At 67.3% G+C, this 15,616-nt stretch carries 15 protein-coding genes and 1 tRNA gene; 9 read left to right on the forward strand and 7 right to left on the reverse strand.

Going from position 1 to position 15,616, the window contains the following annotated elements; all coding sequences use genetic code 11:
• Nucleotides 1-233: 233 nt before the first annotated feature.
• Nucleotides 234-1,094: a DUF2637 domain-containing protein gene (locus tag O5O46_RS13160; RefSeq protein WP_269855543.1), complete on the reverse strand. Its 861-nt coding sequence runs from the start codon at nucleotides 1,092-1,094 to the stop codon at nucleotides 234-236.
• 263 nt (nucleotides 1,095-1,357) lie between these two features.
• Nucleotides 1,358-2,893: a DnaB-like helicase N-terminal domain-containing protein gene (locus O5O46_RS13165; RefSeq protein ID WP_269855544.1), complete on the reverse strand. Its 1,536-nt coding sequence runs from the start codon at nucleotides 2,891-2,893 to the stop codon at nucleotides 1,358-1,360.
• A 334-nt stretch (nucleotides 2,894-3,227) separates the two neighbouring features.
• Between O5O46_RS13165 and O5O46_RS13170 the strand changes: the two genes are divergently transcribed.
• The 3 genes from O5O46_RS13170 (at nucleotide 3,228) to O5O46_RS13180 (ending at nucleotide 5,362) form a co-directional block, all read left to right on the forward strand.
• On the forward strand, nucleotides 3,228-3,752 hold the full coding sequence (locus O5O46_RS13170) for a helix-turn-helix domain-containing protein (RefSeq protein WP_269855545.1): 525 nt from the start codon (nucleotides 3,228-3,230) through the stop codon (nucleotides 3,750-3,752).
• Between the two features lie 183 nt (nucleotides 3,753-3,935).
• Nucleotides 3,936-4,154 carry a helix-turn-helix domain-containing protein gene (locus O5O46_RS13175; protein WP_269855546.1) on the forward strand — a complete coding sequence of 73 codons (219 nt, stop codon included), beginning with the start codon at nucleotides 3,936-3,938 and terminating at the stop codon, nucleotides 4,152-4,154.
• The gene (locus O5O46_RS13180; protein WP_269855547.1) at nucleotides 4,154-5,362 is read left to right on the forward strand and encodes a tyrosine-type recombinase/integrase; all 1,209 of its coding nucleotides are present in this window, start codon (nucleotides 4,154-4,156) and stop codon (nucleotides 5,360-5,362) included. The genes O5O46_RS13175 and O5O46_RS13180 overlap by 1 nt, the downstream gene beginning before the upstream one ends.
• 115 nt (nucleotides 5,363-5,477) lie before the next feature.
• On the opposite strand, the gene O5O46_RS13185 is transcribed toward O5O46_RS13180, so the two are convergent.
• Together O5O46_RS13185 and arsM are read right to left on the reverse strand one after the other, a co-directional pair.
• Complete coding sequence (locus O5O46_RS13185) at nucleotides 5,478-6,755, reverse strand: hypothetical protein (RefSeq protein WP_269855548.1); 1,278 nt, start codon at nucleotides 6,753-6,755, stop codon at nucleotides 5,478-5,480.
• 63 nt (nucleotides 6,756-6,818) lie between these two features.
• Nucleotides 6,819-7,721, reverse strand: coding sequence for an arsenite methyltransferase (gene arsM, locus O5O46_RS13190; protein ID WP_269855549.1), 903 nt, complete (start codon nucleotides 7,719-7,721; stop codon nucleotides 6,819-6,821).
• Between the two features lie 94 nt (nucleotides 7,722-7,815).
• Here arsM and O5O46_RS13195 point away from each other — a divergent pair, with 94 nt between their 5' ends.
• From O5O46_RS13195 to O5O46_RS13205, 3 genes are read left to right on the forward strand one after another with little or no spacing between them, the layout of a single operon-like run.
• Nucleotides 7,816-8,187 carry an ArsR/SmtB family transcription factor gene (locus O5O46_RS13195; protein ID WP_269855550.1) on the forward strand — a complete coding sequence of 124 codons (372 nt, stop codon included), beginning with the start codon at nucleotides 7,816-7,818 and terminating at the stop codon, nucleotides 8,185-8,187.
• Nucleotides 8,184-8,930 carry an aquaporin gene (locus O5O46_RS13200; RefSeq protein ID WP_269855551.1) on the forward strand — a complete coding sequence of 249 codons (747 nt, stop codon included), beginning with the start codon at nucleotides 8,184-8,186 and terminating at the stop codon, nucleotides 8,928-8,930. The genes O5O46_RS13195 and O5O46_RS13200 overlap by 4 nt, the downstream gene beginning before the upstream one ends.
• 25 nt (nucleotides 8,931-8,955) lie before the next feature.
• Nucleotides 8,956-9,366, forward strand: coding sequence for an arsenate reductase ArsC (locus tag O5O46_RS13205; protein ID WP_269855552.1), 411 nt, complete (start codon nucleotides 8,956-8,958; stop codon nucleotides 9,364-9,366).
• 241 nt (nucleotides 9,367-9,607) lie between these two features.
• On the opposite strand, the gene O5O46_RS13210 is transcribed toward O5O46_RS13205, so the two are convergent.
• Nucleotides 9,608-9,681, reverse strand: a tRNA-Gly gene (locus tag O5O46_RS13210).
• Nucleotides 9,682-10,145: 464 nt separating this feature from the next.
• On the opposite strand from O5O46_RS13210, the gene dcd reads away from it, so the two are divergent.
• The gene (dcd, locus tag O5O46_RS13215) at nucleotides 10,146-10,721 is read left to right on the forward strand and encodes a dCTP deaminase (protein WP_269855553.1); all 576 of its coding nucleotides are present in this window, start codon (nucleotides 10,146-10,148) and stop codon (nucleotides 10,719-10,721) included.
• Between the two features lie 5 nt (nucleotides 10,722-10,726).
• Nucleotides 10,727-11,224, forward strand: a complete 498-nt coding sequence (locus O5O46_RS13220) for a phosphoribosyltransferase (RefSeq protein WP_269855583.1) — start codon at nucleotides 10,727-10,729, stop codon at nucleotides 11,222-11,224.
• 66 nt (nucleotides 11,225-11,290) lie between these two features.
• Here O5O46_RS13220 and O5O46_RS13225 read toward each other — a convergent pair whose 3' ends face one another.
• Nucleotides 11,291-12,199: a Yip1 family protein gene (locus O5O46_RS13225; RefSeq protein WP_333482367.1), complete on the reverse strand. Its 909-nt coding sequence runs from the start codon at nucleotides 12,197-12,199 to the stop codon at nucleotides 11,291-11,293.
• Nucleotides 12,200-12,365: 166 nt separating this feature from the next.
• Entirely contained in the window at nucleotides 12,366-14,636 is a 2,271-nt protein-coding gene (locus O5O46_RS13230) for a (Fe-S)-binding protein (protein WP_269855555.1), read from the reverse strand.
• A gap of 267 nt (nucleotides 14,637-14,903) precedes the next feature.
• Here O5O46_RS13230 and O5O46_RS13235 point away from each other — a divergent pair.
• On the forward strand, nucleotides 14,904-15,616 hold a 713-nt coding region (locus O5O46_RS13235; RefSeq protein WP_269855556.1), incomplete at its 3' end, for an Hsp70 family protein.

Consider the following 15,616-nt stretch of genomic DNA (forward strand, 5'->3'; position numbering starts at 1 on the left):
TGTTCATCTGCTCCTGGTGGGTGGGGAGTTCGAGGCGCTGGTCGTACATCGGGTGGGGCTCCTGGGAGTGCTGGCGGCGCTGGGTGCGTGTGCGGCGTGGGTTACTTGCGGGAGGCAGGGGATGTGGCGGAAGAGGTTCCGCTTGGAGCCTGCGGGGGCTGTGGCGGTTGGCGTACTCCGGCGGGCTGGCGGTGCCGCTTAGTTGGCGGAACCAGGTGATGGCGGTGTGGCGTTTATGCGGCGTGGATGGTGGTCATGGCGGAGTCGAGTTCCGCCATGACGGCGTCGGCGGCCTGTTGGGCGAGCTCCCTTCGGATCGTGTAGCCCTTGTCCCGGATCGCGCCCTCCAAGGCGGTGCGCGGGACCCTGCCGGTCCGGGCGCGCAGGGCACGGGCCGTTGCCAGCAGCACGTCATCAGGGACGGTGGTTTTACGCCCGCCCTTGTTCCGCCTGTCCCTCTGGGGTACGGCCTTGGCTATGGGCTCCACGGCGATGGCCGCCTTCACCTCGGGTACGGGCTCGTCGCTCACCTTGGCAGAGGCAACCGCGTCGCCGCTCGCCTCCTCGCTCGCCTTCTCTCGGACAACCGGGTGGATCGGCTCGGGCATGGCGGCTTCGGCAGCCGACGTGGCGTATGGCGCTTTTGCCACCGCGTTGTTGGCGGTGAGGTGCCGGCGGATGACGAGGTAGAGGTGGACGGCTCCGGCGAGGGCGAGTGGGGCGATGGCGGAGAGGGCTCCTACGGTGGGGTTGTCGAGGTGCAGGCCAGTGCGCGGGGCTTGCTGGTTGAGGCGGATGGCGTGCAGGGCGTTGGCCCAGATGCTGGTGGCAGTGGCGATGCCGACGAGCGCCCACACGTACAGGCGGGAGTGCAGTGGTGCGGTACGCAGGATGAGGAGGGCGCCGACGCCGATGGCGATGAACCCGTCGATCACGAGGGGGAACAGATAGGTCAGCAGTCCGCGGATGTGGACCGCGGCGGCCATCTGCCTGAGTGCGTCGTAGGAGAGGGCGAAGCCGATGGCGCCGAGGAGGATGATGCCGGCGCGGATCGCGGCGGTTCCGGGTATGGCGGGCGGGGCGGCGGGGCGCATGTGGGTGGTACTCCGGGGGTGCGGTGCGGGATGGGGGATTCGGGGTTCACGGCGTTCACGAGGGGGGCGTTCACGCGAGCCCCCTCTTTAAAGGGGGGCTCGCGCGTGAACGCTTGGGCGCGTGTACGGCGTGCATGGTCGCGTGATCGTCTGACCTGCGGTTTTGTCGAGTCCGTGCACGGTGTGAGCGCTGCGTGGGGCCGTGTGCGCGAAGGGGGCGCGTGTACGGTCGCGTGAACGGTCCAGCCTCGTGGAGGGCGGGGTCAGGAGACGGCGCTGATGTGGCGGGCGGTGGCGTAGTAGCGGGCCTGTTGGCCGCCTCCGCTGCCGCCTGCGGCGCCCTCGACCTTGGTGGCCTTCGCCTTCGCCACCAGGCGGTCGAGGGCTCGCCTGGCCTTCTCGATGGCGCTGCGGCTGGGCGTGGTCTCGCCGCTGAGGCGGCTGGCCAGGTCGCGGGCGGTCATGCCGCCGGGGTGGGCACGCAGGATCTCCGAAGGGTCGAGCGCGGGGTCGATCCTGGTGGTGCCCCGTGTGTGGTCGTGGATCAACTGCAGGGGGCCGATCTCACCCGTGGGCGTCTTGAGGTGATGAAGGGTCACCGCAAGGTCGCCAGCCTCCCCGGCGACGAACAGGACGCTGCCCGCTCCTGCCGTGATCCAGGTGGAGCCGTAGACACGGTCAAGGGTGGGGCGCTGGCCGCGTGGGGCGTCGGCTGCGGCCTTGCGCTGGTGGTGCAGTTCCATGATCTCGACGCCGTTGCGCAGGGCGCGCATGCGGGCGTTGTGGAAGGCGACGGCGAGGCTGTCGTCGACCATGGTGCTCACCGCGTCCTTGAGGCTGTCGATCACGATGGTGTCGGCCTGGTGGGCGGCGGCGAGGTCGGCGAGGAGGTCGGGCTCCTTGTCGAGCGTGGCGGGCAGTGGGCCCTGCCAGACCACGAGCCGGTCGCGCAGGGCGGCCTCGTCGTATGGGTTGATGCGGCGCCGCATGGCTTTGGCGATCTGTGTGGGGCGGTCCATGGCCAGGTAGAGCACCCGCCTGCTGGGGGTGACGGGCATGTCCAGGACGCTGTCCGTCAGTCCGAGGCGGGCGAGGATGACCTGGTGGGCCAGGGTGGTCTTGCCGACGCCAGGAGCGCCGACGATCATCAGGCTCTCGCCGGATGCCCAGGCGGTCTGCTCGCGGGTGCCCCACAGCGGCTCGGTGTCCGCGCCGGCCCCGGTGATGAACTGCCAGCCGTCGACGGCGTATCGGGACAGGCGGCCGTGGCCGGAGGACAGGGCGCGCTCTCGCTCGGCGCGGACGTCCGCTTCGAGGCGGGCGCGTATCTCGTCGGGGTCGGCGCCTGGCTCCTGGGCGTGCTGCACGGTGCGCACGGCTGTGGCGAGCAGGCGGCGCAGGTCGGCCTTCTTCCGGACGATTTCCGCGTGGTGCTCGGCGCTGCCGATGCCGTACAGCGGGCTGGCGAGCTGGTGGAGGTAGGGGCGCCCGCCGACGCGCTGCAGGTCGCCTTGCTTCTGGAGGCGCTCGCTCAGGACGATCGGGTCGGTGGGCTTGCCCTCGCCGCGCTGGGCGAGCAGGGCCCGCCAGATCGTCTCGTGGGCGGGCCGGTAGAACGCGGCGTCACCAAGCACGGGCCGGACTGCGTCGATCGCGTCGGCGCTGTGCATACAGGCGCCGAGGACCGCGCACTCAGCCTCGATGTCGAACTGGATGTGCGACATGGCCACTGGCGGCGGCACGCGGTCCAGTTCGGTGGAGGATGGCGCGTTTGAGGGCAGGGGGCTACCCTGGTGCATCGAGCTCCTCTCCTGCAGGCCATATGGGACGGCAATCCCGGCCAGGCAGGTTGATCGCTAGGGATGGCGGTTAGAGGTTTGCGCTTTGAACCCCTCGGTGCGGTGCGCCGAGGGGTTTTCTGCGTGGTCCACCCGTCACCGGCTGGTGGTGGGGGGCTACCAGTATGCCACGCGCTATGCGAAATGCAATGTGCCTATGCTATGTGCAGAGCGCTTCCGGTCGACCACTCTCCGTGCGGATTGCATTAGACCTCTGCGAATCGCAGAAGCTGTGCTACGGTTTTAGCTCCGCTGCGATCGGCAGCGGCGTCCTGCGATGCGAAGGGAGGAGTGGATGATGACTGACGACGAGAGCCCGGAAGGGGTCCTGCTCAGCGGCGAGGAGAACGCAGCTGTACGGATCAAGCTCGAACGCGACAAGCGCGGATGGAGCACCAGCACCCTGTCCGAGCACCTCAACGAGGCCGGGTACGACATGAACCCATCCGCGGTATGGCGCATCGAGAACCGCAAACGCCGCATCAACCTCGATGAGGCCATCGGATTCGCCGAGGTCTTCGGCCTTGACCTCAGAAACTTCATTGGGCCTCCGCAGCTCGCTGCCAAGGCCCGCGCCATGGAGCTGATCGACGATGTCGTCGAGGCGTTCAGAGGGACCCAGCGCGCCAACGCCGCCTTCACACAGGCACGCGACGCCTTCGACGACTACATGGCAGGGCACCCCGACATCCGCGAGGAAGCCGAGGTCATGGTCTCCAACGCCATCGCCAAGGCGGCCAACGAGCAAATGCTGCGGATGCACGGGTCTCCGCCCGTCGAGGCCACCGGCACCGCAGACGACGCCCCCTCCGACACGTAGCTCCGCTCAACAACCGACCTGGGCTCGCAAACCCCCAGGGATCGGACAGCGCTCACCGCATTCATCCCACAAGATCAACCGGCCAGGCCGGGGTTGCCGCCCCACGCCAGCCAGAAGAGGACCCCCGTGCGCCAACCGGCAATACCCCCTGCCTCCACGCAGACCCAGCGTTCCAGGAAGGAGGTGACTACCGCTGACCGCCTGCTCACCGTGAACGAGGCAGCCGAACGCCTCGGTACCGGCGTGCGCTTCATCCGCCGCCTCGTCCACGAGCGCCGCATCCGCTACGTCAAGCTCGGCAAGCATGTCCGCATCGCCGAGGGCGTTCTGGCCGCGTATGTAGAGGAGCGCACGGTCGAGCCCGTTCGCAGCATCCGCTCGCGATACGGGAGGGCTGCCTGATGGCCCGTCCGAAGAAGAGGGCACCGCGCCGCAGCTTCGGCGCGATCCGCAAGCTGCCCTCCGGCAGGTATCAAGCCCGCTATCCCGGCACGGACGGCGCGCTGCGCGCGGCCCCGGATACGTACGAGACGAAGCGCGACGCCGAGGTTTTCCTTGCGCAGATCCAAGCCGACCAGACGCGGGGCGATTGGATCGATCCGACCGCTGGCGAGGTGCTGTTCAGCGAGTACGCCACGCGCTGGGTCGACGAACGGGGTGTCGCGCCGACCACGGGCGAGCTCTACCGCAGGCTGCTGCGGCTGCACTTGGAGCCGACGTTCGGCTCGCTGTACGTGAATGCCATCAGCCCGTCTCGGGTGAGGACTTGGCGCGCTGAGCGCCTGCAAGCCACGGGGGCGACCACGGTCGCCAAGTCCTACCGGCTGCTGAAGGCCATCTTGGAGACCGCGGTCGAGGACGACATGATCCGCAAGAACCCCTGCCGGATCCGAGGCGCGGGCCGGGAGGACGCGGGCGAGCGCCCCGTCGCCTCGGTCGCTCAGGTCTTCGCCCTGGCCGATGTGATCGGATTGCGCTGGCGACTGATGGTCCTGCTCGGCGCGTTCGCCTCGATGCGCCCGGAGGAACTGGCCGAGCTACGCCGAGGGGATGTCGACCTCGATGCCGGATCGGTGTGGGTGCGCCGGGCCGCGCCCGAGCTGAACACAGGTCGCCGGGTGGTCGGCGACCCCAAGTCCCGTGCGGGCAAGCGGGAGATCGTGCTCCCGGCCTTCATCCACGTCGACGTACGGCGGCACCTGGAGTGGTTCGCCCAGCCGGGGCCCGACGGGCTGGTGTTCGTCGGAGAGAAGGGGGCGGCACTGCGCGGCACCACCTTCGGCCGCAAGTGGCGCAAGGCCCGCGAAAAGGTCGGGCTGCCCAAGCACTTTCGCTTCTACGACCTACGGCACACCGGCAACACCCTCGCTGCCGACACCGGCGCCAAGTTGAAGGACCTCATGGTCCGCGCTGGCCAGTCGTCTGAGAAGGCGCAGCTGATCTATCAGCACTCCACCAAGGAGCACCAGCGCAAGCTCGCCGCTGACATCGATGCCGACGTACGCCGCCAGCAGGCGAAGGCCGCAGAGAACAACGGCGAGGGTGCGACCGTCCATCCCCTCCTCCCACGCCAACGCGACGCCGAAGGGCTGGTCATCCGGGAGATGTGATCCGCTCCCGAATCCTTCGGCCTGAGAGGTTGATCGAACCGGCGGTCGCGTCGCGTTGGCCCGCGACGCGACCGCCAGGCCGCCCACACCACCAGGTGGGAGTGGGCTCTTGTTGTCACGACACCGAGATGGGATGGGCGGCAGCTGCTGGCCCATCAGCTGCGGCTCGATCAGCTGTAGCCGTCTTCGCGGGCAGGTGGAATGGGAGGAAGGCGAGTTGGATCTCCCGGTTCGGGTCAGCGTTCCCACAGAACACGAAGTCGTGCCGTTCGTCCGTTGCGAACCGCCCGTCCCGCTTGTAGTTCGGATGTTCTCGGATCTTGTTGACAGCCTTGCCGATGATGTCGCTCGGCACCCCTGAGCGGATGAACAGCAACAGGGCGGCTTTCGTGTCGCGCCACACCAGGTAGCCGAGCAGCTGACCGAGCGTGTCCGTGATCGTCTTCGGCCCCCTCCAGATCTTGCATTCACCGATGAAGATGTGGCGGTCACCCTCACGGATGAGGATGTCGGTCTTCCCCTTGCCATTGAAGACCTCCCCGGCAGCCCGACCCTCGAACTGACTGTTCAGCCCGATCAGGAGGATGTCCCGGATCTGTTCCTCGCCAAGCTTGGCGGCCGTCGACGGGGACCTTTCGAGTGCGTTGCGCTGGTTCCTCAGCACTTCAAGAGCTGCCTCGTATTGGGCTTCGTCTAGGGCTGGCTCCGGCCGGAAGGGCTCGAAATTCGGCGTTGGGTGACGGGGAACGATCTCCCTGCGGGTGATCGGAACCGCGTAGGTGGCGGCATCGGGCCGCTTGCGCATCGGGAAGCCGAGTGATGCCTGGAGGTTCCGGTTGGCCAGCACTCGTGCTTTGCGGCTCCGCACTTCGGCCGCGATCTGCTGTGCTGCGGCCGAGTTGTAGCCCATGACCTGGACAGTGCTCCAGTCCAGCCACTGCTGGATGGTGTCGAGTTGACTATTCAGGCTCTGCTTGACGAGGTCTGGGTCGGGGTTTAGCGGGCCGGTCCAGTGGATCAGTAGCTCGCCTTCTCGCACAGTTGCTCGGGGCGGGTTGAAGGTGAAGGTGCTTGGCTTGAGCGTCAGCAGGATGCGGTCTCCGGTGTATGGGACTGAGACGGTCAGGGCTGTCTGCCGCATCCGGACAGACCTACCGAACTGATCAACGGTCGCGAACCCATCCTCGATCGGCTCGATGATCATTCCGCCTCGCTCGAGAACGATGGGTTCCATGCGGAACTGCTGTTCAATCTGTCGGCAGGTATCGCTTTCCGGTGAGGACAGCAGATCGTCCTCGTTCACCCCGGCGACCGCATTCGCGATCTTGCCGAGCTGGTGGTTTAGGGTGTGGGCAAGATCGCCGTTACTGAATAGGGCTCCGCCTGGGTTCATGTGAGTAGTGTGACGGGCACCACTGACATTGAAACCCCTGTGACCTCAAGCCCTGTGGGTAGGTCAGTTCTGGCAACCGCAGCCGGATGCGGTCTTGGCATCCGCAATGGTGGTTGTCGGATTGACGGCCTGTTCTGCCGGTGTGCCACAAGCACTGACGCCGCAGCAGACGCTGGCCGAGGGCTCATTGTCTGCTGCCAGGGTCTGTTCGAGGTCTGCGGTGGGCTTGGTGGCTCGGACGATGGCGGAGTGCATGCCGTCCGCCACCTGGTGGCTCGGGGTGATCTCGACGTTGATGAAGCCCGCGGCCTCCAGGCCCTCGCGGTACTCGGTGAAGGACAGGGCACCAGCGATGCAGCCAACGTAGTCGCCGCGCTCGGCCCGCTGTTCGGGGGTGAGGCCGTCGTCGGCGACGACATCGGAGACACCGATCCGGCCGCCGGGGACCAAGATGCGGAAGGTTTCTGCGAATACGGCGGGCTTATCGGTGGACAGGTTGATCACGCAGTTTGAGATCACGACGTCGATGGTGTTCGCGGGCAGCGGGATGGCTTCGATGGTGCCCTTGAGGAACTCGACGTTGGTCGCACCGACTTTCTTGGCGTTGGCTAGGGCGAGGGCGAGCATCTCCTCGGTCATGTCCAGGCCGTACGCCTTGCCGGTGGGGCCGACACGGCGAGCGGAGAGCAGGACGTCGATGCCTCCGCCCGAGCCGAGGTCGACGACGCGTTCGCCTTCGTGGAGGTCGGCGACGGCGGTGGGGTTGCCGCAGCCGAGGGAGGCGGCAACCGCCTCGGCGGGCAGTTCGTCGCGCTCGGTGGCCGCGTAGAGGGTGGAGCCGAAGTTCTCGTCGATCTCGATGGCCTGCGGCCCGCAACACGCGCTGCCGCCCTGGGTGACCTGGATGGCGGTTGCCGCATAGCGCTGGCGGACGGTCTCCCGCAGGTCGGCGGAGTGCTCGGTCATGATCGGGCCTCTCTCGTCACGTCGATGAACCGGCTGTATTGATGTTTATTGATTCAACCTTGCGCCATGGATCGAAGAACGTCAAGATAGAAGCATGTCGAAGCAAGAGCTTGAGGTGGTTGACCAGACCGGTGGCTGCTGCCCTGGGCTGACGTCTGCGCCGCTGGACGCGGAGCAGGCTGTCGACCTGGCGAAGGTGTTCAAGGCCCTGGGAGATCCGGTGCGACTGCGGCTGCTGTCGATGATCGCCTCCCGGGACGGTGGCGAGGTCTGCGTGTGCGAGATGACGCCCGCGTTCGAGCTGTCCCAGCCGACGATCTCCCATCACCTCAAGCTGCTGCGGCAGGCCGGTCTTATCGACTGTGAACGGCGCGGGACCTGGGTCTACTACTGGGCGCTGCCTGCCGCATTGGACCGGCTGGCTTCGGTGCTGCGAGCCCCGCTGTCCGCCGGAGCGACCACGTGACTGCCCCCGCGCTCGGGCGTCGGGCTGCCGCCGAGTTCGTCGGGACGGCGGCGCTGGTCGCCGTGGTGGTCGGCTCCGGTATCCAGGCCACCGAGCTGTCGAGGGACGTCGGGGTGCAGCTGCTGGCCAACTCGATCGCCACCGTCTTCGGCCTGGGCGTGCTGATCGTCCTGCTCGGCCCGGTCTCCGGTGCCCATTTCAACCCCGTCGTCTCCCTCGCGGCCTGGCTGACCGGCCGCCGGAGCGGCGATGGGCTGACCGTGCGTGAGGTAGCCGCGTATGTGCCTGCTCAGATCGCCGGGGCGATCGGCGGGGCTGTCCTGGCGAATGCGATGTTCGCCGAGCCGTTGGTGAAGTGGTCCACCCATGACCGCTTCGCCGGTCACCTGTGGCTCGGCGAGGTCGTCGCGACCGCCGGACTGGTCCTGCTCATCTTCGGCCTGGCTCGCACCGGCCGCGCCCACGCCGCGCCGGTCGCGGTGGCTTCCTTCATCGGGGCCGCGTACTGGTTCACCTCCTCCACTTCGTTCGCGAATCCGGCGGTGACCATCGGCCGTGCGTTCACCGACACCTTCGCCGGGATCGCCCCGGGCTCCGTCGAGCCGTTCATCGCCGCCCAACTCGTTGGTGCCGCAGTCGGCTTGGGCCTTGTCTCCCTGTTGTTCGGCCGCCCGTCTGTGGCCGAGGCCGACATCGTCGCTCCTCACGGCGAGGCTGAACTAGCCGCCCTCACTGCCCGTTGATCCGCCACCTAGGAAGACCTCTGCCGTGAGCACTCTCTCCCCGCGCCCGTCGGTGCTTTTCGTGTGCGTTCACAACGCTGGCCGCTCGCAGATGGCCGCCGCGTTCCTCACCCACCTCGCTGGCGAGAAGGTCGAGGTCCGCTCGGCTGGTTCTGCCCCGGCCGAGAGCGTCAACTCGGCCGTCGTCGAGGCGATGAAGGAGGTCGGCATCGACATCTCCGCCGAGACCCCCAAGATCCTCACTACCGAGGCCGTACAAGCATCCGACGTGGTCATCACCATGGGCTGCGGCGACACCTGCCCGGTCTTCCATGGCAAGCGGTACCTCGACTGGCAGCTCGACGACCCGGCCGGGCAAGGCGTTGGCGCTGTCCGCCCGATCCGCGACGAGATCGAGTCACGGATCCGTGAGCTGATCACGGAGATCGTCGTCTGACTAGCCATCGCATCACGGCGCGAAGCGCCTGCGCGTAACCACTCGCCTGCTCGGCCTGTGATGCAGATCACCGAAAATGAGTCTCACCGTCTGAGACGTCGGGGCGTGCGTCATCGTTGAGAGGGCTTGTGGCGAGCAATTCCGAGTGATAATCGGGCCCTTATGGCACGCGAATGGCACGCAGCCCCAAACTGGTCTAGACAACAAATAAGACCCAGGTCTCTGACCTGGGTCTTCATCATGGAGCGGGTGACGGGAATCGAACCCGCGCTCTGAGCTTGGGAAGCTCATGTTCTACCATTAAACTACACCCGCGTAAGTCGCCCTCATGGGGCGGCTCGTCGTCGCTCACTGTACCCCATCGTTGGCCCCTGGTGCATTTGCCCCGGGGGTTTTGTCGTGTGGGGTAAGGGGGTTGGGGCGGTACGGTGAGGGGCCGGAGTGCCGCGTGAGGTGCGGGGTGTTCATCCCCTAATGTGGCTTTCGTCCGCTGCCGCGGTTGGGCGGCAGGGCGAGTCCGTGGGGAAAAGAAGGGGAGCGATGGAGCGCACCGTCGTTCGTTGTGCCGATGGGCACCAGTTCAGCACCACTACGTTCCCGCTGCAGAACCTGGGCGCCGACCGGCTTGGTCCGGGGCGGTTGATCCGGTGTCCGCGCTGTGCGCGGCTGCGGCACGCGGTACCTGTCGAAACGGTTCGGCAGGCGCGCTGACCAGGCCCGGGGTCCGGCCCTGGACGGGCCGGACCCCGGAGGTCCGGTTCTCCACGTATCCTCGTGGCGTGCTTCTCTCAGACAAGGACATCCGGGCCGAGATCGACGCCGGGCGGGTGCGCATCGACCCGTACGACGAGTCCATGATCCAGCCGTCGAGCATTGACGTGAGGCTCGACCGGTTCTTCCGGGTGTTCGAGAACCACCGCTACCCGCACATCGACCCGGCGGTCGAACAGCCCGACCTGACGCGGCTGGTCGAACCGGAAGGGGATGACGCGTTCATCCTGCACCCGGGGGAGTTCGTGCTGGCCTCGACGTACGAGGTGATCAGCCTGCCCGAGGACGTCGCCTCGCGGCTGGAGGGCAAGAGCTCGCTGGGACGGCTCGGGTTGCTGACCCACTCGACGGCCGGGTTCATCGACCCGGGCTTCTCCGGGCACGTGACGCTGGAGCTGTCCAACGTCGCCACACTGCCGATCAAGCTCTGGCCGGGGATGAAGATCGGGCAGCTGTGCATGTTCCGGCTGACCTCGGCCGCCGAGTTCCCCTACGGTTCCGGCCGGTACGGCTCCCGCTACCAGGGGCAGCGCGGCCCGACGCCGTCCCGGTCGTATCTGAACTTCCACCGGACGCAGGTGTGACCGACGTGACGCAGGAGCGGGAGAACCTGACCTACCCCCTGTTCGGCGAGGCGGTGCGCGAGCTGGCGCAGACCGTCGCGGACGACGGGTTCGAGCCGGACATCATCCTTTCGATCGCGCGCGGCGGGCTGTTCGTCGCGGGCGCGCTGGGCTACGCGCTGGGGGTCAAGAACCTCCATGTGATGAACGTCGAGTTCTACGACGGGGTGGGCAGCACGCTCGACATGCCCGTCATGCTGCCGCCGGTGCCCAACGTGGTCGACCTCAGCCGGAAGAAGGTGCTGGTCGCCGATGACGTGGCCGACACCGGGCGCACCCTGGAGCTGGTGCACGACTTCTGCGCCGGCCACGTCGCGGACGTACGGTGCGCGGTGATCTACGAGAAGCCGCAGTCGCTGGTGAAGTGCGAGTACGTGTGGAAGCGCACCGACCGGTGGATCAACTTCCCGTGGAGCGTGCAGCCGCCTGTCGTGCGCCGTAAGGGCCAGGTGCTCGACGCCTGACCCGTCGTGCGCCGTAAGGGCCAGGTGCTCGACGCCTGACCCGTACCGCGCGTACCGGCGGAGGCGCTACAGCGTCGGCAGCTTGAACAGCACCAACAGTGCGATGAGTTGGATCGACGCGGACCCCAACGCCTTCTGCCAGGGCAGGTCGTGGGACTTGCTCACCATCGAGGTGAGCAGTGCCCCGCAGGCCAGCCAGGTCGCCCAACCCAGCACCTGGACAAGGCCGTTGCCGCCGCCGAGGAAGATGGCGAACAGCAGCCGCGGGGCGTCGGTGAGCGAGGTGATCAGCATGGACAGGCCGATGGTCGGCGCCCAGCCGCCGTCCCCGCCGAACTGCCGGGCCAGCGCATGGGTGACCGCGCCCATCATCAGGCCGCTCAGCACCACCGCGACCGCGGTGCTCAGCACCCACGGGATGCTGTTGGAGAAGGCGGAGTTGAGGACGTCCTTGCGCGCGGTGTCGAAGCCGAAGACGGCCAGCAGGCCGTAGACGAACGTGACGATCAGCGCCGGGCCCCACACCTGGTAGTCGCGCATCTGCCAGAAGGTCTGGCCGGGGCGCAGCGCTATGCCGCTGAGCAGTTCCTTCCAGTGCAGCCGGGGTCCGGCGGGCGGGGTACTCGCCTGGCCCGCGCGGTAGGTGGCGACGTACCCGTCGTCGTACTGGCCGGAACCGTACTGTCCGCCGTCGTACTGCTGGTACGGGCTGCCCTGGCCGTACGCGTCCGGGGCCTCGCCGATGGCGAACGACTGGGTGTGTCCGGGGGCGTCGTCGTACCCGGAGGGCCTGCCGAACGACGTGCGCGTGTCACCGAAGTACTCCGGCTGGCCGGACGGGGGCATGTCAGGCCGGTACGCGGTCTGGGTTGGCTGCTGGTGCGGGGGCGGCGGGTAACCGCCGTTCTGCTGCGTGGGACGGGGCCGCTGGGCCTCGGCCTGGCTACGTCCGCGTCCGATCCTGAATCCTGCCACGCTCCCGAACGTACCCGTTCGCGGCGTCGGGCGTGTCCCGTCCCCCGTTTTCGGCCGGGGTTTACTACCAAGCTGTGACAAGTCAGGGCAGGCGGCCGAGTGCCGCCAAGACAACGGCCGGGACCGCCAGTTAACGCGGTCCCGGCCGTGTCGGCCTCGCGGAGTGCTACTTGGCCGGTTCGGGCTCCGGCTGCTTGGTGGACTGCGGGTCACCGGCGGGCGGGTCCGCCGGGGCCTTCACCGAGTCGAGCAGCAGCTGGGCCACGTCCACCACCTGGACGGACTCCTTGGCCTTGCCGTCGTTCTTCTTGCCGTTGACCGAGTCGGTCAGCATGACCAGGCAGAACGGGCAGGCGGTGGAGACGATGTCGGGGTTGAGCGACAGCGCCTCGTCGACGCGCTCGTTGTTGATGCGCTTGCCGATCCGCTCCTCCATCCACATCCGCGCGCCGCCCGCGCCACAGCAGAAGCCGCGCTCCTTGTGGCGGTGCATCTCCTCGTTGCGCAGGCCCGGCACCTTGGCGATGATCTCGCGCGGCGGCGTGTAGACCTTGTTGTGGCGGCCGAGGTAGCACGGGTCGTGGTACGTGATGATGCCCTCGACCGGGGTGACCGGCACCAACTTGCCCTCGTCCACGAGGTGTTGCAGCAACTGGGTGTGGTGGATGACCTCGTACTCGCCGCCGAGCTGCGGGTACTCGTTGGCGATGGTGTTGAAGCAGTGCGGGCAGGTCGCGACGATCTTCTTCTTGGACTTCGGCTTCTTGGTCGCCGGGTCCTCGTCGTCCTCGCCGAACGCCATGTTCAGCATCGCCACGTTCTCGGCACCGAGCTGCTGGAACAGGAACTCGTTGCCCAGGCGGCGGGCGGAGTCACCGGTGCAGTTCTCCTCGCCGCCCATGATCGCGAACTTGACGCCCGCGATGTTCAGCAGCTCTGCGAAGGCCTTGGTGGTCTTCTTGGCCCGGTCCTCCAGCGCGCCGGCGCAGCCGACCCAGTACAGGTACTCGACCTCGGTGAGGTCCTCCACGTCCTCGCCGACGATCGGCACCTCGAAGTCGACTTCCTTGACCCAGGCGAGCCGCTGCTTCTTCGGCAGGCCCCAGGGGTTGCCCTTCTTCTCCAGGTTCTTGAGCATCGTGCCCGCCTCGGACGGGAACGAGGACTCGATCATCACCTGGTAGCGGCGCATGTCGACGATGTGGTCGACGTGCTCGATGTCCACCGGGCACTGCTCGACGCAGGCGCCGCAGGTGGTGCAGGACCACAGGACGTCCGGGTCGATGACGCCGTTCTCCTCGGCGGTGCCGATCAGCGGGCGTTCGGCCTCGGCGAGGGCGGCGGCGGGCACACCGGCGAGCTGCTCGGCGGTGGCCTTCTCCTCGCCCTCCGCGTTCTTGCCGCCGCCTGCCAGCAGGTAGGGCGCCTTGGCGTGCGAGTGGTCGCGCAGCGACATGATCAGGAGCTTGGGGGAGAGCGGCTTGCCGGTGTTCCACGCCGGGCACTGCGACTGGCAGCGGCCGCACTCGGTGCAGGTGGAGAAGTCGAGGATGCCCTTCCAGGAGAAGTGCTCGACCTGGGAGACGCCGAACTGGTCGTCCTCGCCCGGATCCTCGAAGTCGATCGGCTTGCCGCCGGAGGCCATCGGCTGCAGCGCGCCCAGGGCCACGTCACCGCTGGACTCGCGCTTGAACCAGATGTTGGGGAAGGCGAGGAAGCGGTGCCAGGCCACACCCATGTCGGTCTTGAGGGAGACCGTGATCATCCAGATGAAGGAGGTGGCGATCTTGACCATCGCGACCAGGTAGGTCACGTTCTGCAGCGTGCTCAGGCTCAGGCCCTTGAGGGCGGCGGCCAGCGGGTACGAGACGAAGTACGCGGCCTGGTAGCCGTCCACGTGGTGCAGCGCGCCCTCCAGGGCGCGCAGCGTCATGATGCAGATGCCGATGATGAGGATGACGGCCTCGACGAAGTACGCCTGGCCGAAGTTGGAGCCCGCGAAGCGGGACTTGCGGCCCGGGCGGTTCGGCTTGCTGATCTGCCGGATGATGATCAGGGCCAGGATGCCCAGTGTCGTGGTGGTGCCGATGAACTCGACGAAGATCTCGTACGGCAGCCAGTCACCGATGATCGGCAGCACCCAGTCGGCCTGGAACAGCTGACCGAAGGCGTTGACGATGGTCAGGACCAGCGTGAAGAAGCCGACGGCCACGAACCAGTGCGCGACGCCGACCGCGCCCCAGCGGTTCATACGGGTGTGGCCGAGGAACTCCTTGGCCACCGTGACGGTCCGTTGCTTCGGGTCGTCGGTCCGGGTGCCGGCGGGCACGGGCTGACCGAGCCGTACGAAGCGGATGATCTGCGCGATGGCTCGGGCGAACAGCGCAACGCCGACCGCGGCTAGCACCAGCGAAACGACGATCGCGGCGAGTTGCATGAGGGCTCCTCGGGCCTGCGAGAGCGGGGTCGATAAAGGGTGATTACTAAGCAGTAACTTAAGTGGTCTTCCGAGATTACCCGTTCTGTGCGGGGTCATACAGTCGCTCACTCGGTGATCTGTGTCGCTGGGGACGCCGGGTGGACGATCCTTATGCGCCGCTTATTCGCAGAAGACTTGAGTCCGGCCGACTCATGTCTGTTGACACCCGCCTGGGTGTCCGGCACTCTTGAGTCAGTTCCACTCAAGTAGCTGGAGGATTCCACCATGGCACGTGCGGTCGGCATCGACCTGGGCACGACGAACTCCGTCGTCAGTGTTCTTGAAGGCGGTGAGCCCACCGTCATCACCAACGCCGAGGGCGCCAGGACCACGCCGTCCGTCGTCGCCTTCGCCAAGAACGGCGAGGTGCTCGTCGGTGAGGTCGCCAAGCGGCAGGCGGTGACGAACGTGGAGCGGACCATCCGCTCCGTCAAGCGTCACATGGGTACCGACTGGAAGATCGGTATCGACAGCAAGGACTTCACGCCGCAGCAGATCTCGGCGTTCATCCTGCAGAAGCTGAAGCGGGACGCCGAGTCGTACCTGGGCGAGAAGGTCACCGACGCGGTGATCACCGTCCCGGCGTACTTCAACGACTCCGAGCGCCAGGCCACCAAGGAGGCCGGTGAGATCGCGGGCCTCAACGTCCTGCGCATCGTCAACGAGCCCACCGCGGCCGCGCTCGCCTACGGCCTGGACAAGGACGACCAGACCATCCTGGTCTTCGACCTCGGCGGCGGCACCTTCGACGTCTCGCTGCTGGAGATCGGCGACGGCGTTGTCGAGGTGAAGGCCACCAACGGCGACAACCACCTCGGTGGCGACGACTGGGACCAGCGCATCGTCGACTACCTGGTCAAGCAGTTCCAGTCCGGCCACGGCGTGGACCTGGCCAAGGACAAGATGGCCCTCCAGCGGCTGCGCGAGGCCGCGGAGAA

Origin of the sequence: Streptomyces sp. RPT161 (assembly GCF_027533845.1) — a bacterium.
Lineage (GTDB): Bacteria > Actinomycetota > Actinomycetes > Streptomycetales > Streptomycetaceae > Streptantibioticus_A > Streptantibioticus_A silvisoli_A.

Excerpts from the sequence above, each read along its gene's own strand:
- O5O46_RS13180 (WP_269855547.1), top strand. The coding sequence starts at position 4,154 with ATGGCCCGTCCGAAGAAGAGGGCACCGCGCCGCAGCTTCGGCGCGATC.
- arsM (WP_269855549.1), bottom strand. The coding sequence starts at position 7,721 with ATGACCGAGCACTCCGCCGACCTGCGGGAGACCGTCCGCCAGCGCTAT.
- O5O46_RS13185 (WP_269855548.1), bottom strand. The coding sequence starts at position 6,755 with ATGAACCCAGGCGGAGCCCTATTCAGTAACGGCGATCTTGCCCACACC.
- O5O46_RS13230 (WP_269855555.1), bottom strand. The coding sequence starts at position 14,636 with ATGCAACTCGCCGCGATCGTCGTTTCGCTGGTGCTAGCCGCGGTCGGC.
- O5O46_RS13165 (WP_269855544.1), bottom strand. The coding sequence starts at position 2,893 with ATGCACCAGGGTAGCCCCCTGCCCTCAAACGCGCCATCCTCCACCGAA.
- O5O46_RS13195 (WP_269855550.1), top strand. The coding sequence starts at position 7,816 with ATGTCGAAGCAAGAGCTTGAGGTGGTTGACCAGACCGGTGGCTGCTGC.
- O5O46_RS13160 (WP_269855543.1), bottom strand. The coding sequence starts at position 1,094 with ATGCGCCCCGCCGCCCCGCCCGCCATACCCGGAACCGCCGCGATCCGC.
- O5O46_RS13170 (WP_269855545.1), top strand. The coding sequence starts at position 3,228 with ATGATGACTGACGACGAGAGCCCGGAAGGGGTCCTGCTCAGCGGCGAG.